At 62.4% G+C, this 22,820-nt stretch carries 17 protein-coding genes; 11 read left to right on the top strand and 6 right to left on the bottom strand.

Annotated features, from left to right (window positions below; translation table 11 throughout):
• The first annotated feature begins 76 nt into the window (after window positions 1-76).
• Window positions 77-1,996 carry an ATP-binding cassette domain-containing protein gene (locus KI243_RS22660; RefSeq protein WP_177107583.1) on the top strand — a complete coding sequence of 640 codons (1,920 nt, stop codon included), beginning with the start codon at window positions 77-79 and terminating at the stop codon, window positions 1,994-1,996.
• Window positions 1,997-2,047: 51 nt separating this feature from the next.
• On the opposite strand, the gene KI243_RS22655 is transcribed toward KI243_RS22660, so the two are convergent.
• Window positions 2,048-2,488: a universal stress protein gene (locus KI243_RS22655; RefSeq protein ID WP_017129598.1), complete on the bottom strand. Its 441-nt coding sequence runs from the start codon at window positions 2,486-2,488 to the stop codon at window positions 2,048-2,050.
• A 106-nt stretch (window positions 2,489-2,594) separates the two neighbouring features.
• On the opposite strand from KI243_RS22655, the gene KI243_RS22650 reads away from it, so the two are divergent.
• The 7 genes from KI243_RS22650 to KI243_RS22620 all read left to right on the top strand — a co-directional run bounded on the left by KI243_RS22650 (window position 2,595) and on the right by KI243_RS22620 (window position 11,058).
• The gene (locus KI243_RS22650) at window positions 2,595-3,032 is read left to right on the top strand and encodes a hypothetical protein (protein WP_042937144.1); all 438 of its coding nucleotides are present in this window, start codon (window positions 2,595-2,597) and stop codon (window positions 3,030-3,032) included.
• A gap of 546 nt (window positions 3,033-3,578) precedes the next feature.
• Complete coding sequence (fadB, locus tag KI243_RS22645; protein WP_017129596.1) at window positions 3,579-5,726, top strand: fatty acid oxidation complex subunit alpha FadB; 2,148 nt, start codon at window positions 3,579-3,581, stop codon at window positions 5,724-5,726.
• Window positions 5,727-5,755: 29 nt separating this feature from the next.
• The gene (fadA, locus tag KI243_RS22640; protein WP_040063197.1) at window positions 5,756-6,931 is read left to right on the top strand and encodes an acetyl-CoA C-acyltransferase FadA; all 1,176 of its coding nucleotides are present in this window, start codon (window positions 5,756-5,758) and stop codon (window positions 6,929-6,931) included.
• An 88-nt stretch (window positions 6,932-7,019) separates the two neighbouring features.
• Window positions 7,020-7,256 carry a DUF1653 domain-containing protein gene (locus KI243_RS22635; protein ID WP_177086572.1) on the top strand — a complete coding sequence of 79 codons (237 nt, stop codon included), beginning with the start codon at window positions 7,020-7,022 and terminating at the stop codon, window positions 7,254-7,256.
• A gap of 115 nt (window positions 7,257-7,371) precedes the next feature.
• The gene (gene topA, locus KI243_RS22630; protein ID WP_017129593.1) at window positions 7,372-9,993 is read left to right on the top strand and encodes a type I DNA topoisomerase; all 2,622 of its coding nucleotides are present in this window, start codon (window positions 7,372-7,374) and stop codon (window positions 9,991-9,993) included.
• A gap of 180 nt (window positions 9,994-10,173) precedes the next feature.
• Window positions 10,174-10,695: a DUF6586 family protein gene (locus KI243_RS22625; protein ID WP_177129453.1), complete on the top strand. Its 522-nt coding sequence runs from the start codon at window positions 10,174-10,176 to the stop codon at window positions 10,693-10,695.
• A 129-nt stretch (window positions 10,696-10,824) separates the two neighbouring features.
• Window positions 10,825-11,058, top strand: coding sequence for a hypothetical protein (locus KI243_RS22620; RefSeq protein ID WP_010449609.1), 234 nt, complete (start codon window positions 10,825-10,827; stop codon window positions 11,056-11,058).
• A 104-nt stretch (window positions 11,059-11,162) separates the two neighbouring features.
• Here the strand turns inward: KI243_RS22620 and sulA are convergent, their stop codons facing one another.
• On the bottom strand, window positions 11,163-11,630 hold the full coding sequence (sulA, locus tag KI243_RS22615; protein ID WP_017129591.1) for an SOS-induced cell division inhibitor SulA: 468 nt from the start codon (window positions 11,628-11,630) through the stop codon (window positions 11,163-11,165).
• A gap of 10 nt (window positions 11,631-11,640) precedes the next feature.
• Window positions 11,641-12,249: a transcriptional repressor LexA gene (gene lexA, locus KI243_RS22610; RefSeq protein WP_042937141.1), complete on the bottom strand. Its 609-nt coding sequence runs from the start codon at window positions 12,247-12,249 to the stop codon at window positions 11,641-11,643.
• Window positions 12,250-12,500: 251 nt separating this feature from the next.
• On the opposite strand from lexA, the gene KI243_RS22605 reads away from it, so the two are divergent.
• Both KI243_RS22605 and nagZ read left to right on the top strand, forming a co-directional pair.
• Window positions 12,501-13,211: a TetR/AcrR family transcriptional regulator gene (locus KI243_RS22605; RefSeq protein WP_177086576.1), complete on the top strand. Its 711-nt coding sequence runs from the start codon at window positions 12,501-12,503 to the stop codon at window positions 13,209-13,211.
• A gap of 36 nt (window positions 13,212-13,247) precedes the next feature.
• On the top strand, window positions 13,248-14,246 hold the full coding sequence (gene nagZ / locus KI243_RS22600) for a beta-N-acetylhexosaminidase (RefSeq protein ID WP_177116377.1): 999 nt from the start codon (window positions 13,248-13,250) through the stop codon (window positions 14,244-14,246).
• A 3-nt stretch (window positions 14,247-14,249) separates the two neighbouring features.
• On the opposite strand, the gene KI243_RS22595 is transcribed toward nagZ, so the two are convergent.
• Genes KI243_RS22595 through mfd form a run of 3 tightly spaced genes read right to left on the bottom strand, consistent with a single transcriptional unit; the run spans window position 14,250 to window position 20,988 of the window.
• Entirely contained in the window at window positions 14,250-16,940 is a 2,691-nt protein-coding gene (locus tag KI243_RS22595; protein ID WP_177086878.1) for a DEAD/DEAH box helicase, read from the bottom strand.
• A 19-nt stretch (window positions 16,941-16,959) separates the two neighbouring features.
• The gene (locus tag KI243_RS22590) at window positions 16,960-17,526 is read right to left on the bottom strand and encodes a CsiV family protein (RefSeq protein WP_017129587.1); all 567 of its coding nucleotides are present in this window, start codon (window positions 17,524-17,526) and stop codon (window positions 16,960-16,962) included.
• A 12-nt stretch (window positions 17,527-17,538) separates the two neighbouring features.
• Window positions 17,539-20,988: a transcription-repair coupling factor gene (gene mfd / locus KI243_RS22585; protein WP_017129586.1), complete on the bottom strand. Its 3,450-nt coding sequence runs from the start codon at window positions 20,986-20,988 to the stop codon at window positions 17,539-17,541.
• A 351-nt stretch (window positions 20,989-21,339) separates the two neighbouring features.
• On the opposite strand from mfd, the gene KI243_RS22580 reads away from it, so the two are divergent.
• Window positions 21,340-22,803: a glyceraldehyde-3-phosphate dehydrogenase gene (locus KI243_RS22580; protein ID WP_042937138.1), complete on the top strand. Its 1,464-nt coding sequence runs from the start codon at window positions 21,340-21,342 to the stop codon at window positions 22,801-22,803.
• Window positions 22,804-22,820 lie beyond the last annotated feature (17 nt).

Genomic DNA, 22,820 nt, shown 5'->3' with positions numbered 1-22,820 from the left:
CGGGGCATTGGCAAAAATCGCGGCCGCCTCGGGGCTCAAGTCAGGTAGAATGCGCGCCCGGTTTTTGGAGAAGCTCATGACCCTGCTCAAATTCAGCGATGTGTCCCTTGCTTTCGGCGCCATGCCGTTGTTGGACAAGGTGTCCTGGCAGATCGCCCGTGGTGAGCGGGTGTGCATCATCGGCCGCAACGGCACAGGCAAGTCCAGCATGTTGAAGCTGGTCAAGGGCGATCAGAAGCCCGATGACGGCTCCGTCTGGCGTGCGCCCGGGCTCAAGATCGGCGAATTGCCGCAAGAACTGCCGGTGGCCGACGAGCGGACCGTATTCGATGTCGTGGCCCAGGGCCTGGACGGCGTCGGCGAGTTGCTCGCGCAGTATCACCACCTGAGCCAGAACATCGTCACCGATGCCGACCTGGACAAGCTGATGCATGTCCAGCACGACCTCGAGGCCCGTGACGGCTGGCGCTTGCAGACGCTGGTCGACAGCACCCTGAGCCGCCTGCAGTTGCCGGCCGATAAGACCCTCGCCGAGTTGTCCGGCGGCTGGCGTCGTCGCGTACTGCTGGCCCAGGCGCTGGTGTCCGAACCGGACCTGCTGCTGCTCGACGAGCCGACCAACCACCTGGATATCGGTGCGATCGCCTGGCTGGAAGAGGCCCTGAAGGATTTCCAGGGCGCCGTGCTGTTCATCACCCACGACCGTTCTTTCCTGCAGAACCTGGCGACCCGTATCCTCGAACTGGATCGCGGCGGCCTGATCGACTGGAACGGCGACTACGCCAGCTTCCTGGTGCACAAGGAAGCGGCCTTGGCCGCTGAAGAGACCGCCAACGCACTGTTCGACAAGCGCCTGGCCCAGGAAGAGGTCTGGATTCGCCAGGGCATCAAGGCCCGGCGTACCCGTAACGAAGGCCGTGTGCGGGCATTGAAGGCCTTGCGCGTGGAGCGTAGCGAACGTCGCGAGCGTACCGGCAAGGCGAATATCCAGCTGGATACCGCCGACAAGTCCGGCAAGCAGGTCATGGTCCTCGACAATGTCAGCTTTGCCCACCCGGGCGGCCCGTTCCTGATCAAGGATTTCTCCATGGTCCTGCAGCGCGGCGACCGGATCGGCCTGCTGGGGGCCAACGGCACCGGCAAGACCACCCTGTTGAAGCTGATGCTCAGCGGCCTGGTACCGACCAGCGGCAAGGTGGAAGAGGGCACCCGCATCGACGTGGCCTACTTCGACCAGTTGCGTCATCAGCTGGACCTGGAAAAGACCGTGATCGACAACGTCGCCGAAGGCCGCGACTTTATCGATATCGATGGTCAGAGCCGTCACGTGCTCAGCTACCTCGGCGACTTCCTGTTCAGCCCGCAGCGTGCGCGGACGCCGGTCAAGGCCCTGTCCGGTGGCGAGCGCGCGCGCCTGCTGCTGGCCAAGCTGTTCAGCAAGCCGGCGAACCTGCTGGTGCTCGACGAACCGACCAACGACCTCGACGTGGAAACCCTCGAGCTGCTGGAAGAAGTGCTGTTGACCTTCAAGGGCACCGTGCTGATGGTCAGCCACGACCGGGCATTCCTCGATAACGTGGTGACCAGCACCCTGGTCTTCGAAGGCGAAGGCAAGGTCCGCGAATACGTCGGTGGTTATCAGGACTGGCTGCGCCAGGGTGGCTCGCCACGCCTGCTGGGCGTGACCGAGAACAAATCGGGCAAGGCCGAGCTGAATTCGGCGGTCGTCACCGCTGCGCCGGCACCGGCGGCCGCCCCGGCCGAAGCTCCGGCCGCGAAGAAGAAGCTCAGCTACAAGCTGCAGCGCGAGCTGGAAGCCCTGCCGGGCGAGATCGATGCCAAGGAGCAGCAGATCGCTGCTGTCGAGGCGGAGATGGCCGAAACCGGTTTCTATCAGCGCCCCGCAGCGGAAACGGCAGCAGTGATCGCCCGGTTGGAAAAACTCCAGGCTGAACTGGAGGTGATGGTCGAGCGTTGGGCCGAGCTGGATGCCTGATTGATCGACTTGCAATCAAAAAGCCCGGCTTCGTGCCGGGCTTTTTGATGATCAGCTCTTGCTTTGCAGGCGGACCGCGAGGACGTCGCACGGCGCGCCGTGCAGCACGTCATTGGCGGTGGAGCCGAGTAGCAGGGCCAGGCCATGGCGGCCGTGGCTGCCGACCACGATCAGGTCACAGGCCTGTTCCTTGGCCAGGTGATGGATTTCCTGGCGGGGTTGGCCGTAGGTCAGGTGACTGGTGTCTCGCGACAGTTCGGGATACTTGAGGATCAGCCGCTCCAGGCGCTCCTTGGCCTGGTCGAACTGTTGCTGCTGCAGTTGGGACAGATCCATCGGCACATCGCCGCCGAAGGCCATGGCCATGGGCTCGACGATATGCACCAGGGACAGTTTGGCGCTGTTGCTGACCGACAGTTCGCGTGCGCGATGAATGACCGGGTCGCATTCTTCCGTCAGGTCGACGGCAACCAGAATGTGGTGGTAGGGCATGAAGGCACCTCCTGAGGATCGCAATTGCTGTAAGTATGGCTCGTTTCAAGCTGATTGGTTCGGCAGTGACCCAATCGCTCATGAATAATGTTCGGGGAGTAGAGATATGACGGTCTGGATAGTGGTGTCAATCCTGGCAGTGGTCCTCAGCCCTCTGGCGTGGTTGCGTCCCTCGCGCCGCCAGAGCGGTCAGATGGCCCTGCGCATGGAGGCGCGCCGCATCGGCCTGGGCATGCAACTGGCGCCCCAGGAGTGGCCGCACTGGCTGCCGCAGGAGCCGCCGAGCCCCTGTGCACAGTATCACCGGCCCCGTCGTGGCAAGGAACCGGCTTGCTGGAGCTACTGGCAGACCGAGCCCGGGATCTGGGTCAACCAGTGGCGCGAAGTGCTGGAGGACGAATCCCTGCTGGTTCATTTCAGGACATTGCCGGCCAATGTGTTCAAGGTCGAGGCGGACAGGCAGATGATCGCGCTCTACTGGGGTGAACGTGGCGAAGTGCAGGTGCTGCAGGCCATTGCCGGGGTGCTCAAGGCACTGGCATGAGGCAGGCGGGCCGGGCTGCAACGGCGCCGGCCGACGACTGGAAAAACAGCCAATAAAAAGCCCGACAGGCAACATCGGGCTGGGGTTGGCCAGGCAGGCCGGTCAATCTGTGTTGCCGAGCTTACGCCTTGTCTTCATAAAAAGCGTCCCTATTTTCCACTAGGCTGTTTCTTGGGGTCTGGTAGGTCTATTCCTGTATTTCCGTCTGACTCGGTCGCTTCGTTTGTTATTGATTTCATGAATGAAGCGCCATCAGGCCGGCTGCTGGAGCGTCCGGGCGCCTGGAAAATGACTGGAAAGTCGCATTTTCAGGGGCGTTTTCGGCAATTGACAATTGCCTCGAATTCCGTGAAGGTGTCCACACCCAAATCAAACGGGCGTATGAATTGAGCGTTTGTCTGATCAGACGGCTCTTACAGAATCCCGACTATCGCGTCGGCGGGTGTGCCTGGCGGCTTGGCGTAGCAGTGACGATGAGGTCAATGCCGGGCCAGAAGTTAGCGTCCGACGTGTACTGTTCAGCTTCCATATCGTGGAGATCAGTTGATGATTTACGAAGGTAAAGCCATCACGGTTAAGGCTCTTGAAAGTGGCATCGTCGAACTGAAGTTCGATCTCAAGGGTGAGTCCGTCAACAAGTTCAACCGTCTAACCCTGAACGAATTGCGTCAGGCGGTAGACACCATCAAGGCCGATGCCTCGGTCAAGGGTGTGATTGTCAGCAGCGGCAAGGACGTGTTCATCGTCGGCGCCGACATCACCGAATTTGTCGACAACTTCAAGTTGCCGGATGCCGAGCTCGTGGCGGGCAACCTCGAAGCCAACAAGATTTTCAGCGATTTCGAAGACCTGGCCGTGCCGACCGTTGCCGCGATCAATGGCATCGCCCTGGGTGGCGGTCTGGAAATGTGCCTGGCCGCGGACTTCCGCGTCATGTCCGCCAGCGCCAAGATCGGCCTGCCGGAAGTCAAGCTGGGGATCTACCCGGGCTTTGGCGGCACCGTGCGCCTGCCGCGCCTGATCGGTGCGGACAACGCCATCGAGTGGATCGCCGCCGGTAAGGAAAACCGTGCCGAAGATGCCTTGAAAGTCGGCGCCGTCGATGCCGTGGTCGCTCCGGAAAAACTCCAGGAAGCCGCTCTGGAACTGATCAAGCGCGCCATTTCCGGCGAGATCGATCACAAGGCCAAGCGCCAACCCAAGCTGGACAAGCTCAAGCTCAACGCCATCGAACAGATGATGGCGTTCGAAACCGCCAAGGGTTTTGTCGCCGGTCAGGCCGGTCCGAACTACCCGGCCCCGGTCGAAGCGATCAAGACCATCCAGAAAGCCGCCAACTTCGGTCGTGACAAGGCCCTGGAAATCGAAGCCGCCGGCTTCGTGAAACTGGCCAAGACCTCGGCTGCACAAAGCCTGATCGGCCTGTTCCTGAATGACCAGGAGCTGAAGAAAAAGGCCAAGGCCTACGACGAAATCGCCAAGGACGTGAAACAGGCCGCCGTACTGGGCGCTGGTATCATGGGCGGCGGTATCGCCTATCAGTCGGCGTCCAAGGGCACGCCGATCCTGATGAAGGACATCAACGAGCACGGTATCGAGCAGGGGCTGGCCGAAGCCGCCAAGCTGTTGGTCGGTCGTGTCGACAAGGGCCGGATGACCGCGGCGAAGATGGCCGAAGTGCTCAACGGCATTCGTCCGACCCTGTCCTACGGTGACTTCGGTCATGTCGACCTGGTGGTCGAGGCCGTGGTCGAGAATCCGAAGGTCAAGCAGGCGGTACTGGCGGAAGTGGAAGCCCAGGTCAAGGAAGATGCGATCCTCGCTTCCAACACCTCGACCATTTCCATCAGCCTGCTGGCCAAGGCCCTCAAGCGTCCGGAAAACTTCGTCGGCATGCACTTCTTCAACCCGGTGCACATGATGCCGCTGGTGGAAGTGATCCGTGGCGAGAAGTCCAGCGAGCAAGCGGTAGCGACTACCGTGGCGTACGCCAAGAAAATGGGCAAGAACCCGATCGTGGTCAACGACTGCCCGGGCTTCCTGGTCAACCGCATCCTGTTCCCGTACTTCGGTGGTTTCGCCAAGCTGGTCAGCGCCGGTGTGGACTTCGTCCGTATCGACAAGATCATGGAGAAGTTCGGCTGGCCGATGGGCCCGGCGTACCTGATGGACGTGGTCGGCATCGACACCGGCCACCATGGCCGTGACGTGATGGCCGAGGGTTTCCCGGACCGCATGAAGGATGACCGTCGTTCGGCTGTCGACGCCTTGTACGAAGCCAAGCGCCTGGGCCAGAAGAATGGCAAGGGCTTCTACGCCTACGAGACCGACAAGCGCGGCAAGCAGAAGAAAGTCGCCGATTCCTCGGTGCTGGAAGTGCTCAAGCCGATCATCTACGAACAGCGTGAGGTGACCGACGAGGACATCATCAACTGGATGATGATCCCGCTGTGCCTGGAAACCGTGCGTTGCCTGGAAGACGGTATTGTCGAAACCGCCGCCGAAGCCGACATGGGTCTGGTCTACGGCATCGGTTTCCCTCCCTTCCGTGGCGGTGCGCTGCGTTACATCGATTCTATCGGTGTGGCCGAGTTCGTTGCCCTGGCTGACCAGTACGCCGATCTGGGCGCGCTGTACCACCCGACCGCGAAGCTGCGTGAGATGGCCAAGAATGGCCAGCGGTTCTTCGGTTAAGCGCCCACACTAGAGCGAGAGTGAACTATATGAGCTTGAATCCTAGAGACGTCGTGATTGTCGACTTCGGTCGTACTCCGATGGGCCGCTCCAAGGGCGGCATGCACCGCAATACCCGTGCCGAGGACATGTCGGCGCACCTGATCAGCAAGCTGCTGGAACGCAACGTCAAGGTCGACCCGAACGAAGTCGAGGACGTGATCTGGGGCTGCGTGAACCAGACCCTGGAGCAGGGCTGGAACATCGCGCGCATGGCGTCGCTGATGACCCAGATCCCTCACACCGCGGCCGGCCAGACCGTCAGCCGCCTGTGCGGCTCGTCGATGAGCGCGCTGCACACCGCCGCCCAGGCGATCATGACCGGCAATGGTGACGTCTTCGTCGTCGGCGGCGTCGAGCATATGGGCCATGTCGGCATGATGCACGGTGTCGATCCGAACCCGCACATGTCGCTGTACGCGGCGAAAGCCTCGGGCATGATGGGCCTGACCGCCGAGATGCTCGGCAAGATGCACGGCATCACCCGTGAGCAGCAGGATGCCTTTGGCGTGCGCTCCCACCAGCTCGCCCACAAGGCGACCGTGGAAGGCAAGTTCAAGGACGAAATCATCCCGATGCAGGGTTATGACGAGAACGGTTTCCTGAAAGTCTTCGACTACGATGAAACCATTCGTCCGGAAACCACCCTGGAAAGCCTGGCGGCCTTGAAGCCGGCATTCAACCCCAAGGGCGGTACCGTGACGGCGGGTACTTCGTCGCAGATCACCGATGGTGCCTCGTGCATGATCGTGATGTCGGCGCAGCGTGCCCAGGACCTCGGCATCCAGCCCCTGGCGGTGATCCGCTCGATGGCGGTGGCAGGTGTGGACCCGGCGATCATGGGTTATGGTCCGGTACCGGCCACCCAGAAAGCGCTGAAGCGCGCAGGCCTGGCAATCTCCGATATCGACTTCTTCGAGCTCAACGAAGCCTTCGCCGCACAGGCCCTGCCGGTGCTGAAGGATCTGAAAGTGCTCGACAAGATGAACGAGAAGGTTAACCTGCACGGCGGCGCCATTGCTCTGGGCCACCCGTTCGGTTGTTCCGGTGCGCGGATTTCCGGCACCTTGCTCAACGTGATGAAGCAGAATGGCGGGACCCTCGGGGTCTCCACCATGTGCATCGGCCTCGGCCAGGGCATTGCCACCGTCTTCGAACGCGTCTAAGCGTTTCGTCGATGGAAGCCGGGGCCTAGTGCCCCGGTTTTTGTTTTTCTGAAAATTTTTTTATTTTATTTTGTAAGAGGGCCGATATATGAAATTGCAGCCTGGGCTCTATCAGCACTACAAGGGACCGCAGTACCGCGTTTTCAGCGTGGCACGGCATTCCGAGACCGAAGAGGAAGTGGTGTTCTACCAAGCACTGTATGGCGATTACGGCTTCTGGGTGCGCCCTTTGAGCATGTTCCTGGAGTCGGTCGAGGTTGACGGCGAACGGGTCCCACGCTTTGCTTTGGTGCAAGCCGAACCGAGCCTTTTTTCCAGGCCATGAGTGCCGGTCGCGCAGAACCCTGCGCTTGACCTCACCTTGTTGCCACTATATATAGCGGTGCCGCGCCAGACGCGGGCTGCGCTCTCACTTCAAGCATTCAGGAATTTTCCGATCCATGGGCAAATCGCTGGTCATTGTGGAATCCCCGGCTAAGGCCAAGACCATCAACAAGTACTTGGGTACCCAGTACGTGGTGAAGTCGAGTATCGGCCATATCCGAGACCTGCCCACCAGCGGTTCGGCGAGTGCCGCCAAGGAACCTGCCGCCAAGCGTGGCAAGGCCGCCGCTGGCGAAGCTCCCGTGCTCTCGGCGAAGGAGAAGGCGCGCAAGCAGCTGGTCTCGCGCATGGGCGTCGATCCGGATCACGGCTGGAAGGCCCGCTACGAAATCCTTCCCGGCAAGGAGAAGGTGATCGAAGAGCTGCGCCGGCTCGCCAAGGATGCCGACACCATCTATCTCGCAACCGACTTGGACCGCGAAGGGGAGGCCATTGCCTGGCACCTGCGGGAAGCCATCGGGGGGGACGACAGTCGCTACAAGCGCGTGGTGTTCAACGAAATCACCAAGAAGGCGATCCAGGAAGCCTTCTCCAAGCCGGGCGAACTGGACCTGGACCGGGTCAATGCCCAGCAGGCGCGACGTTTCCTCGATCGCGTGGTGGGCTACATGGTTTCGCCGCTGCTGTGGGCCAAGATCGCCCGCGGCCTGTCCGCCGGCCGTGTGCAGTCGGTGGCGGTGAAGCTGGTGGTCGAGCGCGAACGCGAGATCCGTGCCTTCAACCCGGAGGAATACTGGGAGATCCACGCCGACCTGGGCACCACCAAGGGCGCCAAGGTGCGTTTCGAAGTGGCGCGCGAGAAAGGCGAAGCCTTCAAGCCGCTGAACGAAGCCCAGGCCATGGCGGCACTGGAGAAGCTCAAGGCGTCGGCCTACAGCATCGTCAAGCGCGAAGACAAGCCGACCAGCAGCAAGCCGTCGGCCCCGTTCATCACCTCCACCCTGCAGCAGGCGGCGAGCAATCGCCTGGGCTTCGGGGTGAAGAAGACCATGATGATGGCCCAGCGTCTGTATGAAGCCGGCTACATCACCTACATGCGTACCGACTCGACCAACCTCTCGGTCGATGCCGTGGCGATGGCGCGGACCTACATCGAGAGCGAGTTCGGCAAGAAGTACCTGCCGGACTCGCCGAACATCTACAGCAGCAAGGAGGGCGCCCAGGAGGCTCACGAAGCGATTCGTCCTTCCGACGCCAATACCGAGCCGAGCAAGCTGTCGGGCATGGAGCGTGATGCCGAGCGCCTTTACGAGCTGATCTGGCGCCAGTTCCTGGCCTGCCAGATGCTGCCGGCGCAATACCTGTCGACCACCGTGACCGTGGGCGCTGGTGACTTCGAGCTGCGTGCCAAGGGCCGCATCCTGAAGTTCGACGGCTATACCCGCGTCATGCCGCAGATCGCCAAGCCGGGCGATGACGACGTGTTGCCGGACATGGCCCAGGGCGATGCGCTGAAGCTGATCCAGCTCGATCCGAGCCAGCACTTCACCAAGCCGCCGGCGCGTTACTCCGAAGCCAGCCTGGTCAAGGAAATGGAAAAACGTGGCATCGGTCGTCCTTCGACCTATGCGGCGATCATTTCCACCATCCAGGACCGTGGCTACGTGGCGCTGCACAACCGCCGCTTCTATTCCGAGAAGATGGGCGACATCGTCACCGAGCGTCTGGCGGAAAGCTTCTCGAACCTGATGGACTACGGCTTCACCGCCGGCATGGAAGAGAACCTCGACGACGTGGCCCAGGGCGAGCGCGACTGGAAAAACGTGCTCGACGAGTTCTACGGCGACTTCAAGAAGAAGCTCGAAGTGGCCGAAGGCGCGGAAAACGGCATGCGTGCCAACCAGCCGGTCATGACCGATATCCCGTGCCTGACCTGCGGCCGGCCGATGCAGATCCGTACCGCCTCCACCGGCGTGTTCCTCGGTTGCTCGGGTTACAGCCTGCCGCCGAAAGAGCGCTGCAAGGCTACCGTCAACCTGGTTCCGGGCGATGAGATCGCCGCGGACGACGAGGGCGAGTCGGAATCCCTGGTGCTGCGTGGCAAGCATCGCTGCCCGATCTGCAGCACGGCGATGGATGCCTACCTGCTGGACGAGAAGCGCAAGCTGCATATCTGTGGCAACAACCCGGATTGCGCGGGCTACGAGATCGAGGAAGGCAACTACCGGATCAAGGGCTACGAAGGCCCGAGCCTGGAATGCGACAAGTGCGGCAGTGAAATGCAGCTCAAGACCGGCCGTTTCGGCAAATTCTTCGGTTGCACCAACCCGACCTGCAAGAACACCCGCAAACTGCTCAAGAGCGGTGACGCGGCGCCGCCGAAGATGGACCCGGTGAAAATGCCGGAACTCAAGTGCGAAAAGGTCAACGACACCTACATCCTGCGTGATGGTGCGTCCGGCCTGTTCCTGGCGGCCAGCCAGTTCCCGAAAAACCGCGAGACCCGTGCACCGCTGGTGAGCGAAATCGTTCCGCACAAGGACGAGATCGATCCGAAGTACCACTTCCTCTGTGAAGCGCCGAAGAAGGACCCGGACGGTCGTCCAGCGGTCATTCGCTACAGCCGCAAGACCAAGGAGCAGTACGTGCAGAGCGAAGTGGACGGCAAGCCGACCGGCTGGAAGGCGTTCTACGACGGCGGCAAGTGGAAGGTCGAGGACAAGCGCCAGGGCGCCTGATGTCTGCTGTCTTGCGCCAGCGGGCCCATTACGGCTCACTGGCGCAAGGCTGGTATTGGCAAGGCCGTGTGAGGACCTGGGTTTTCACGCGGCCTTGGTCTTTTGGGCTTGCGACAAGCCGGGTCGATCCCTGAAACTGTCTGACCCGCCTGTGGCTTTTTTGTCCTGGAGTGCGCCGTCATGGCCAACGAACTCTATACCCGCACCAACCAGAAGATCTTTTACGCGGGCCTTGCGCTCGAAGCCCTGGGAAAGGCCGAGGAAAGCCGGGCGATGAACGCGTTGGCGCTGATCCAGGCCGAGCGTGAAGCGGCGGTGTTCCACCTGTACGGCGCCTTGCTCGGGCTGTGCCATGAAATTGCCGGTTTCTACCGCCTGCCCCAGGCCAATGCCCCGCGGGCCGAGCTGTTGCTGACCCGGGAAGTGCTGGAGTCCATTGCCATTCCGGAAATGGCCGAACTGGTGGAACTGGCGCACAGTCCGCAAACCTGGCTGGCCCGCCTGATCGCCGCGCACACGGCCTTGTACCTGCCGCCCCAGGCGCCCAGGAAGGCCAAGGGCGACGTGTTGCAGCCGTTGATCGTGGCGGTCAGCCTGGACGAGGAGGAAACCCCGGAGCTGGGGCGTGAGGAGCTGGAAGGCTGGCGGCAGAACCTCAAGGGCCTGGCGATCCGCTTCCGCGATGGCCTGAGCGAGTGCTGATTCAGTGGGTGGGGCTGTAGGCCCCGTCTGTCAGTTGTTCATCAAGCAGTAAAGAAAGCTGTTGAGATCTTGAGCGGGTTGCCACGGATGACTGATATAATCTTGGCCTTTCGTGGAGAACAGACTTTTATGCCTACGTCCTTTCTAGAAATCGTCGAGCTGCCGGACGGCCGTATCGAGCTGCGCCGGGCCGAGGACGAAGGTTCTCTGGTTACCCTGAACTTCTCTGAAGATGCCAAGGCTTTCCTGCAGGGCCAGCACGTCGAAGTGGCCAAGGCCATGTTGAGCGTGGGCGTGCAGATGGCGGGGCGACTGGTGGAAGGCGAGATCGAGAAAGAAGACGGTCCGCGCGTTCTTCACTGAAGCTGCCAACCGTTTCTGTCATGGTTCGTCAATTCTGATCGGCTTCTCTGTCCTGGAGAAGCCCTGCGCGATACGCGCGAAGAGTGCCTGTCTGGCGCTTGTGTCTAGCCCAAACGAATATTCAGGCTTTGTGCGTCACCCTTGCGGGCTGCGCTGATCAATTGCTGGCGAGCACTGCTGCTCAGCGGATTGAGCCAGCTGACCACGGTATGGCTACGCCCCAGGCGCAAGGCTTCGCACGTCAGTTGCTGGGCATTCTGGGCGCTGCTGGGTTGCAGCAGCAGGATGCGCTCGCGGTTCAGTCCCGCTTCCCGCAGCCACGCCTGGGTCAGGCTCGAGGGTGGGGCGATCAGGGTCAGCCAGCGGGCATCCTGGTCCTGGCTCAGTTCGCGCAGGATGGGGGCGAGCAGGCTCAGGCAATTCCCGCCACGTAACGACAGTTCGCTGAAGACCTCGGGCTCGGTGCTCCAGGGCGTTTCAACCACCTCCTTGAGAAGTGGGACCAGCGGCTGCGCCATGAACGCTTCGAACAAGGGCAGTTGTGCGTGTTGTGGAGTTTGCGGAAATTGCATGACGCCTCCTTCAGCGGCGAATGACGCCGACACTCAAACCTTCGATGACGAAGTCCTGATCTTTCAGGTTGACTTCGATGGGGGCGAACTCGGGGTTCTCCGCCAGCAGCCAGACCTTGCTGCCTTCGCGCTTGAAGCGCTTGACGGTGACTTCCTCGCCGATCCGCGCCACCACGATCTGGCCGTTGCGGGCCTCGCGGCAGGTATGCACGGCCAGCAGGTCGCCGTCGAAAATGCCGACGTCCTTCATGCTCATGCCGTGAACGCGCAACAGATAGTCGGCCCGGGGATGGAAGAAGGTCGGGTTGATGTTGCAGGATTCCTCGACATGCTGCTGGGCGAGGATCGGTGCGCCCGCGGCGACCCGGCCGATGATCGGCAGGGTGGATTCGTCGGCCTTGGCCTCGAAACCGGGAATGCGGATACCGCGCGAAGCGCCAGGGGTCATTTCGATCGCACCCTTGCGGGCCAGGGCCTTGAGGTGTTCTTCGGCGGCGTTCGGCGACTTGAAGCCCAGTTCCAGGGCAATCTCCGCACGGGTTGGCGGATAGCCGTTGTCATCCAGGCAGCGTTTGATAAAAGCCAGAATCTCAGCTTGGCGTGGCGTCAGTTTTAGCATCTCGATCGCTCTGTCTTTTTATACAGTGACTGGGATTATATACAGTGGAAGGCGCTTGGCAATCCTCCTTTTCAAGGTGTCCGCCGGACGGTTGCCGGGAAGGGGGTCGACAGCCGTATCGGGTGCTGCGCTACAGGCCCCGGTTTCTATGATTTAATACCTGACTGGCTGGCCGCAAATGGACCGTCAGGCTTGACATTCCATGGCCTGAAACGTATGTTTCAAACAAGTGTTTGTCAGGCGGAATAATCATGGCCCAGTCGGAAACCGTTGAACGCATTCTCGATGCTGCCGAGCAATTGTTCGCGGAAAAAGGTTTCGCCGAGACCTCATTGCGGTTGATCACCAGCAAGGCGGGCGTCAATCTCGCGGCGGTGAACTACCACTTCGGCTCGAAGAAGGCCCTGATCCAGGCCGTGTTCTCGCGCTTCCTCGGGCCGTTCTGCATCAGCCTCGATCGCGAGCTGGAGCGGCGCCAGGCCAAGCCCGAGGTCAAGCCGACCCTGGAGGAACTGCTGGAAATCCTCGTCGAGCAGGCCCTGGTGGTGCAGCCCCGCAGCGGCAACGATCTGTCGATCTTCATGCGCCTGCTGGGCCTGGCCTTCAGCCAGAGCCAGGGCCACCTGCGGCGTTACCTGGAAGACATGTACGGCAAGGTGTTCCGTCGCTACATGCTGCTGGTCAATGAAGCGGCCCCGCGTATTCCCCCGATCGAACTGTTCTGGCGCGTACACTTCATGCTGGGTGCGGCCGCGTTCAGCATGTCGGGGATCAAGGCGCTGCGGGCGATTGCCGAGACCGATTTCGGCGTCAATACCTCGATCGAGACGGTGATGCGCCTGATGGTGCCGTTCCTCGCCGCCGGCATGCGTGCCGACAGCGGCGTGACCGATGAAACCATGGCGGCCGCGCAGCTGCGTCCGCGCAGCAAGTCGACCGCGCCGGCCACCGCCAAGGTCTGACGTACTTTTTCACAAGGATTTTCTATGAGTACTGCCCTGCAAGGCTCCCTGATGGTCGATATCGCCGGTACCTGGCTGACGGCTGAAGATCGCCAGTTGCTGCGCCAGCCGGAAGTGGGCGGGCTGATCATCTTCGCGCGCAATATCGAGCATCCGCGCCAGGTTCGTGAGTTGAGCGCGTCGATCCGCGCCATTCGCCCCGACCTGTTGCTGGCGGTCGACCAGGAAGGCGGCCGGGTACAGCGTCTGCGCCAGGGCTTCGTACGTCTTCCAGCGATGCGCGCCATTGCCGACAACCCGAACGCCGAGTACCTGGCCGAGCAATGTGGCTGGCTGATGGCGACCGAGGTCCTGGCGGTGGGACTCGACCTGAGTTTCGCGCCGGTACTCGATCTGGACTATCAGCGCAGCGCGGTGGTCGGCAGTCGGTCCTTCGATGGTGACCCCGAGCGTGCCGCCTTGCTTGCCGGTGCTTTTATCCGTGGGATGAGCGATGCAGGCATGGCCGCTACCGGCAAGCATTTCCCGGGACACGGCTGGGCCGAGGCGGATTCCCACGTGGCGATCCCGGTCGACGAGCGCGGCCTGGAAGTGATCCGCGCCCATGACCTGGTGCCTTTCGCACGCCTGAGCCGGCAGTTGGCGGCGGTGATGCCGGCCCATGTGATTTATCCACAGGTCGACGCGCAGCCTGCCGGTTTTTCCCGGCGCTGGTTGCAGGAGATCCTGCGCGGCGAACTGCAATTCGACGGGGTGATCTTCAGCGATGACCTGTCCATGGCGGGAGCTCATGTGGTGGGCGATGCCGCCAGTCGCATCGAGGCTGCCCTCTCGGCCGGTTGCGACATGGGCCTGGTGTGCAACGACCGGGCTGCCGCGGAGTTGGCCTTGAGTGCCGCGCAGCGGCTCAAGGTGACGCCGTCGCCACGCATTGCGCGGATGCGCGGCCAGGCATTTGCCCGCACCGATTATCGCCAGGAGCCGCGTTGGCTGACTGCCATTGGCGCTCTCAGGGATGCCCAGCTGATCGATTGACGGCTAGCGACCGGTTTTCTTGTCCGGCAGCGGTGCGAACAGGGCCTCGATATCCTCGTTCTGCAGCTGCCAGTCGCCGGCCTTGCGCCCGTCGAGCACACCTGCGGCGAGGTCGGATTTCTCCTGTTGCAGATGCTGGATCTTTTCCTCCACCGTGCCGCGGGCAATCATCTTGTAGACGAACACCGGCTTTTCCTGGCCGATCCGGTACGCCCGGTCGGTGGCCTGGTTTTCCGCTGCCGGGTTCCACCATGGATCGTAGTGGATCACGGTATCGGCTTCGGTCAGGTTCAGGCCGACGCCGCCGGCCTTGAGGCTGATCAGGAAAATCTGCAGTTTCCCACTCTGGAAATCCTTGACCGGTGTCCTCCGGTCGCGGGTCTGTCCGGTCAGCAGGGCGTAGGCCACGTTGCGCTTTTGCAGTTCCGTCTCGATCAGCGCGAGCATCGAGGTGAACTGTGAAAACAGCAGGATCCGCCGACCCTCGGCAAACAACTCATCGAGCATTTCCATCAGGCTGTCGAGCTTGCCGGAGGCACTGCCGCGGGCCGGCAGGGTCGCGCCGTTGACCAGGCGCAGGTCGCAGCAGACCTGGCGCAGCTTGAGCAGGGCTTCGAGAATGATGATCTGGCTGCGGGCCACGCCCTTGCGGGTGATTTCGTCGCGGACCTTCTTGTCCATCGCCAGGCGCATGGTCTCGTAGACGTCGCGCTGGGCTTCGTTGAGTTCGACCCAGTGGATGATCTCGGTCTTGGGCGGCAGCTCGGTGGCCACCTGTTCCTTGGTCCGCCGCAGCAGGAAGGGTTTGATCCGGCCATTGAGGTGTTGCAGGCGGACTTCACTGGCGCGTTTTTCGATGGGCACGCGGTAGTCGCGGTTGAAGCTCTTGATGTCTCCCAGCCAGCCCGGCAGGAGGAAGTGGAACAACGACCAGAGTTCGCCGAGGTGGTTTTCCAGGGGCGTACCGCTCAGGCACAGGCGCTGGCGCGCGTCCAGCTCGCGAGCGGCATGGGCGGCCTTGCTGCCGGGGTTCTTGATGTACTGCGCCTCATCGAGCACCAGCACATGCAGCGGTTGCAGCTTGAGTTTCTCGATGTCCTTGGGCAGCAGGGCATAGGTGGTGAGGATCAGGTCGTAGTCCTGCAAGTGTTCGAAATGCTTTTTGCGCGCCGCGCCATACAGGGCCAGGACCTTGAGTTGCGGGGTGAAATGTGCGGCCTCGTCGACCCAATTGGGGACCAGGCTGGTGGGCATCACCACCATGCACGGGCGATCGAGGCGCCCGGCGTTCTTTTCGCTGAGGATATGCGCCAGGGTCTGCAAGGTCTTGCCCAGCCCCATGTCGTCGGCGAGGATTCCGCCGACTTCCAGTTGCCGCAGCGATTGCATCCAGCTCAGGCCTTCGTGCTGGTAGGGGCGCAAGGTGGCGTTGAGTCCCTCGGGAATGCTCGCGTTGTACTCGCGGATATCCCGCAGGCGTTCGGCGAAGCTGCGAATCTGTTCGCCGCCTTCCCAGAGCAGCGGCAAGCCGTCGAGGGGGTTGAGGCGCGTGGCGTCGGCGCTGCTCAGGCGCAGGGTGGTGGTGCCGGGTTCTTCCAGGTAGAACTCGCCGAGGGTGATCAGCACCGGCTTGAGGCGGCCGTAGGGCAGCGCTACCTGGAGCGGCCCATGGCTGCCGTTGGGCGAGGCGGGGATGTTCACCAGGATCAGTTCGTCGTCCCGGCGCCGGGCCAGGCGCTCGGGGTTGAGCAGTTCGGTGTGGGAGCGCATCAGGTTGAGCAGGATCGGCAGCAGGCTCAGGCGCTCGCCATTGACGATGATGCCCAGTTCGAGGTCGAACCAGTCACGTTCCGGCGCTTCGTCGACGGTGGCGTACCAGTCGTCGACGGTACTCAGGTCGAAACCGAAATCCTCGTCGATCTGCAACTCCCAGCCCTGGCTGCGCAGACCCGGCAGCTCGTTGAGGGTGAAGTTCAGCCAGGCGCTGTCGTTGACCATCTCGTACAGCTCGCCGGCGCTTTCCGGCAGGGCCTTGCTTTGACGCGTGGCGATCTTGAAGCCGAGCAGGCGCAGTTGCTCGCGGCAGGCCTTTTCCGCCTCGGGCTGGCGCTTGATGCGCAGGCTCTGGTGTTCCTGGCGCTGGATGATGTCGGTGTTTTTCTGGCCGCTGGCGTACTCGCCCAGGTAGTTGAACGACAGTGCCGCGCGGTGCTGGATGTAACGCTGCATGCGTCCGTTGCGCGGTTCGAAGGCGCTGAACTCGACGCTGGCCAGCCACAGCCGTGGTATGGGCTGGACGTCGTCGACGATCTGCTGGGGCGGGGCGGGAGGACGGGCGTCAAGCACGGCCTGCAGCTTCTCCAGCAGTTCGGCGTCTTTTTCCGCGGCCGGGTAGGCCAGGGTCTCCTGGACTTTCAGCAGGACCGCCGCGGTGTGCTTGCAGTTCATGCGAACCGGGCAGGTGCAGTTGGCATCGACGATCAGCAAGGTGCCCTTGGCCGACTCGCGCAGGTGAATGGTCTGGCGGTAGACATTGCCGCCGGAGCCTTCGCAACTGGCGGTGATGGTGCTGTCACCGGCCTGGACGATCCGCACACGGTTTTCCACGGCGTAGCGGCGGCCACGTTCCAGGCTCTGTTCCTTGAAGCGGCTGACCCATGACGGCGCGAGTGGCTTGGTCATGGAGGGCGTCAGGGACGAGGGCATCGGGGGGTCACTGGTCCAGGTTCTGTGACGGCGCTTCGCGTTTGGAGGCTGACAGCGAGGTCACCTTGAGCAGCAGGGCGAGGTGGCCGCTGTCGAGGAAATTGAGCTGGCCGTTCTTGGTCTGGCTGGTCTGGTTCAGGCGTTCGCTGGCATTGACCACACCGTTGTTGTCGAAGCGGTTGACCCAGAACTGTGCCTCCACGTCGGTGAAGCGCTTGAGCGTCAGGCTCAGGGTGCCCTCCACCGGGAACTGGCCGAACTGTTCCTCGCCGGCCGTGATCGAGACCTTGCTCGGCTGGTCGCTGAGCGACTGCTGCCAGGCCTTGTGCAGCAATACTTCATAGTTGCCGCTGGCACCGAGCTTGGCGACCATGTCGTTCAGCGCGGGCGTTCGTTCGTCAGCGGCGGTGACGGGCCTGGCACCCCTGGCCCAGTCCTCGGGAGCCGGCTGGCTCTGGAACGGTTGTTCGAGGTTCTGCCGGACCAGGATCATTTCGACCTGGTACAGCTCGTCGGCAAAGGCTGCCGGGGTGAACAGGGCCAACAACACGGCCAGCGAGGAGATCAGGCGCATACGGCGTCCTTATCAAGCAGATTTCGGGGTGAGGCGCTCGAACAGCGCCTCCAGTGTATTAAAGCGTTCTTCCGCACGTTCCATCGGCACCATGAACTTGAACAGTGTGGCACCTTCGAATTTGTAGCGGTTGGGTTGTCCCTGGATCAGCTTGATCAAGGCCAGCGGATCGACCGGGGTGTCCGCGGCGAACTCGATGCGACCGCCCTGCGGACCGCCGTCGATCTTCTTGATACCCAGTTGCTCGGCCTGCAGTTTCAGCAGGGTCAGGCGCACCAGGTTCTTGGTCGGTTCCGGCAGCAGGCCGAAGCGATCGATCATCTCCACTTGCAGGTCCTTGAGACCCTCTTCGTCGGTCGCCGAGGCAATGCGCTTGTAGAGGATCAGGCGGGCATGGACATCCGGCAGGTAATCTTCGGGGATCAGTGCCGGCAGGCGCAGGTTGATCTCCGGGCCACCGCCCAGGGGTTGGTCGAGGTTCGGCTGTTCGCCCTTGCGAATGGACTTGACCGCGCGTTCGAGCATTTCCATGTACAGGGTGAAGCCCACCGCCTGGATCTGCCCGCTCTGGCCGTCGCCCAGCAGTTCGCCGGCACCGCGGATTTCCAGGTCGTTGGTGGCGAGGACAAAGCCGGCGCCGAGGTCCTGGGTATTGGCGATGGCTTCCAGGCGTTTCTCCGCATCGGCGGTGATCTGCTGGCGACCGGGCGTCAGCAGGTAGGCGTAGGCCTGGTGGTGACTGCGCCCGACCCGGCCGCGCAACTGGTGCAACTGGGCCAGGCCGAACTTGTCGGCGCGCTCGATGATGATGGTGTTGGCGCTCGGCACGTCGATACCGGTCTCGATGATGGTCGAGGCGATCAGCACGTTGAAGCGCTTGTGGTAGAAGTCGCTCATCACCTGTTCGAGTTCGCGCTCGCGCATCTGTCCGTGGCCGATGCCGATACGGGCTTCCGGCACCAGTTCGGCGAGATCGGCGGCGCACTTCTCGATGGTCTTCACGTCGTTGTGCAGGTAATAGACCTGGCCGCCGCGCAGCAGCTCGCGGAGCAGGGCTTCCTTGACCGTGCTCTTGTTCTGCTCCATGACAAAGGTGCGCACCGACAGGCGCCGGGCCGGTGGGGTGGCGATGATCGACAGATCGCGCATGCCCGACACCGCCATGTTCAGCGTGCGCGGAATCGGCGTGGCGGTCAGGGTGAGGATGTCGACTTCGCTGCGCAGGGCCTTGAGCTGTTCCTTCTGGCGCACGCCGAAACGGTGCTCTTCGTCGATGATCACCAGGCCCAGGTTCTTGATCTTCACATCGTCCTGCAGCAGCTTGTGGGTGCCGATGACGATATCGATCTTGCCCTCGGCCAGCTCCGCCACGGCGGCGTTCACTTCCTTGGTGGACTTGAAGCGGCTCATCACTTCGACGGTCACCGGCCAGTCGGCGAAGCGGTCGCGGAAGCTGTTGTAGTGCTGCTGGGCGAGCAGGGTGGTGGGGACCAGGATCGCCACCTGCTTGCCGCCGTGGACCGCGATAAAGGCGGCGCGCATGGCCACTTCGGTCTTGCCGAAGCCGACGTCGCCGCAGACCAGGCGGTCCATCGGCTTGGCCGAGAGCATGTCGGCGCGCACCGCTTCGATAGTGGTCTGCTGGTCCGGGGTTTCCTCGAACGGAAAGCCGGCGCTGAAGGTCGCGTAGTCGGCTTTCGGGTCGGCGAATGCATAACCTTCGCGGGCGGCGCGACGGGCATAGATATCGAGCAGTTCGGCGGCGACGTCGCGGACCTGTTCGGCCGCCTTGCGCTTGGCTTTCTGCCAGACTTCCGAGCCCAGGCGGTGCAACGGCGCGAGGGCGTCGTCGCTGCCGGTGTAGCGGGCGATCAGGTGCAGGTTGGCCACGGGCACGTAGAGCTTGGCGCCCTCGGCGTATTCCATGGTGAGGAATTCGGCGACCTGGTTGTCGATTTCCAGGGTCGCGAGGCCGAGGTAGCGGCCGACGCCGTGGTCGATATGCACCACCGGGGCGCCTTCGCGCAACTCGGTGAGGTTCTTGATCACCGCATCGTTGTTGGCGTCGGCGCGTTTTTCCCGGCGTCGGCGCTGCATCACGCGCTGGCCGAACAGCGGGCTTTCGGCAATCAGTGCGAGGGCCGGATCGTCCAGCACCAGGCCATCGTCCAGCGGCGCGATGGTGATCGCCAGGCGTTCCTTGCCGGCGGTGAAGTCAGGCCAGCTGTCGACGGTCTTCGGGCGCAACTTGAGGCGTTCCAGCAGCTCCAGCAGGACTTCCCGGCGACCGGCTGATTCGGCGGTGAACAGCACGCGGCCGGGGAACTGCTCGAGGAATGCGGAGAGCGCCGCCAGGGGCTGGTTGGCCTTGGCCTCGATCGCCAGGTTCGGCAGTTCGCGGGCGGGGAAGCGTTCGCGGCCGACACCGGTTTCCACGTCCTGCTGGCTGGCGATGACCCGCGGCCAGCTTTTCAGGCGGGCGAAGCAGTCTTCCACTGGCAGAAACAGTTCGGCCGGCGGCAACAGCGGACGGGTCGGATCGACGCGGCGTTCCTCGTAGCGGTTGCGCACATCGTTCCAGAAGTTTTCCGCGGCCTGCTCGATGCCCGGCAGGGAGAACACCTGGGTGTCCTGGGGCAGGTAGTCGAACAGGGTCGAGGTTTCCTCGAAGAACAGCGGCAGGTAGTACTCGATGCCGGCGGGGGTGATCCCGCTGTTGAGGTCCTGGAAGATCGGGCAGCGGCGGAAGTCGACGTCGAAGCGTTCGCGAAAGCGCGCCTTGAAGCGGGTGACCGCTTCCTTCTGCAGCGGGAATTCCTTGGCCGGCAGCAGGCGTACCGAATCGACCTTGTCGATGGACCGCTGGTTTTCCGGGTCGAAGGTGCGCAGCGTCTCGATCTCGTCATCGAACAGGTCGATGCGGTACGGCAGTTTGCTGCCCATCGGGAACAGGTCGATCAGGGCGCCGCGCACGGCGAATTCGCCGTGTTCGTAGACCGTGTCGACACAGCGGTAGCCGGAGGCTTCCAGGCGGGTGCGCATCTGCTCGACATCGAGCTTCTGGCCGATATCCAGCACCAGGCTGCTGCCCAGCAGGAACCGGGTCGGGGCCAGGCGGTGCAGCGCGGTGGTGATCGGCACCACCAGCACGCCATGTTCCAGTTCCGGCAGCCGGTACAGGCTGGCGATACGCTGGGAGATGATGTCCTGGTGCGGTGAGAACAGGTCGTAGGGCAGGGTTTCCCAGTCCGGGAAATGCAGCACCGGCAAATCGGGGGCGAAGAAGCTCAGCTCCTGCTCCAGCCGTTCGGCGCTCTGGCTGTCGGCGGTGAGCAGCAGGGTGAAGCGCTTGGCAGCGCTGGCAGCCTCGGCAATGGCCAGGCTCAGGGCGGCACCGGGGAGATTGCCCCAGTGCTGTTTACCTGCCGCGGCAGGGAGTAGCGGTAGACGCAGAACGGGCACGGAAGGTTGAGCTCCAAGCGTTGCGACAAAGTCGGTAATTGTAACGGCCCTGGGTGCCGCCTGTCAGTTGCAGACTGTGTCTATTACAGGTGAAGGGAAATGTAGTGGCTATGACAAGAAATAGCGCTTTTTACCTGAATATGTAGTGCCGCATTGCACTTATGTTTCGGAGGGTTACAGACAAGTGATAGTCGGTGCGCCAAAATGGGGCGCGCTGAAACCCGCGTGTTTACTGGGCTGGAGCGGGGTGCGATTTTTTGCAAAGGGATTTTATGCGGGTTTGCGCGACAGTCGTGCATTGCTCGCAGGGCGGCTGGGCTGCATAATGTAGCCCCTTTTTTCAGCCCCTACATGTGGAAGGTTCCCGTGACTCAGAAGCCCGACCAGTGTCTTGGTGAGTGGATTGATCGTGAAGCGCTTGCAGAAGCGATGATCCCGCTTATCGGTCAGCTCTACCGCAATAACAATGTGGTGAGTTCGATCTATGGCCGCAGCCTGATCAACCAGTCTGTCATCGCGATTCTCAAGGCTCACCGCTTTGCTCGCCATCGTCAGAGTGATGATGCCGAACTGTCCGTCCACGAGACTTTCCCGCTGCTCAAGGCGATGAGCGAGCTCAAGCTGGGCGCCGCTTCGGTGGACCTCGGCAAGCTGGCCGTGAAGTTCAAGGCCCAGGGCAATGGCCGCACTGCCGAGCAGTTCGTCCGCGAAGAACTGGCCGATGTCGTCGGTCAGCAGAATGTTTCCGCACGCAAGGGCACTGACGTGGTGCTGTACGGCTTCGGTCGTATCGGCCGCCTGCTGGCGCGCATCCTCATCGAGAAAACCGGTGGCGGCGACGGCCTGCGCCTGCGCGCCATCGTCGTGCGCAAGGGCGCCGAGAACGACCTGACCAAGCGCGCCAGCCTGCTGCGTCGCGATTCGGTGCACGGTTCGTTCAATGGCACCATCACCATCGACGAAGAAAACAACACCATCACCGCCAACGGTAACCTGATCCAGGTGATCTACGCGAAGAACCCGACCGAGGTGGACTACACCCAGTACGGCATCAAGGACGCCCTGCTGGTAGACAACACCGGTGTATGGCGTGACGCCGATGGCCTGGGCCAGCACCTGGCCTGCCCGGGTATCGACCGCGTGGTCCTGACCGCGCCGGGCAAGGGTAAGCTGAAGAACATCGTTCACGGCATCAACCACGGTGAAATCACCGCTGACGACAAGATCGTTTCCGCGGCGTCCTGCACCACCAACGCCATCGTGCCGGTGCTCAAGGCCGTCAACGACAAGTTCGGCATCGTCAACGGCCACGTTGAAACCGTTCACTCGTACACCAACGACCAGAACCTGATCGACAACTTCCACAAGGGCGATCGCCGTGGCCGCAGCGCCGCGCTGAACATGGTGATCACCGAGACCGGCGCAGCCACCGCGGCTGCCAAGGCCTTGCCTGAACTGGCCGGCAAGCTGACCGGTAACGCGATCCGCGTACCGACGCCGAACGTGTCGATGGCGATCCTGAACCTGAACCTGGGTACTGCCACCACCCGTGAAGAGATGAACGAGTACCTGCGCTACATGGCGCTGCACTCGGATCTGCACAAGCAGATCGACTTCGTCAACTCGCAGGAAGTGGTATCCACCGACTTCGTCGGTTCGCGTCACGCCGGTGTGGTCGATGCCGAAGCCACTATCTGCAACGACAACCGCGTTGTCCTGTACGTCTGGTACGACAACGAGTTCGGTTACAGCTGCCAGGTGGTGCGCGTGATGGAAGACATGGCCGGGGTCAACCCGCCAGCGTTCCCGCGCTAAGCGCTAGCCGCACATGA

The organism is Pseudomonas sp. Ost2, assembly GCF_018326065.1.
GTDB lineage: Bacteria > Pseudomonadota > Gammaproteobacteria > Pseudomonadales > Pseudomonadaceae > Aquipseudomonas > Aquipseudomonas gingeri.
Note: the sequence above shows the minus strand (reverse complement) of the source record. Positions and strands in the feature narration are given on the sequence as shown.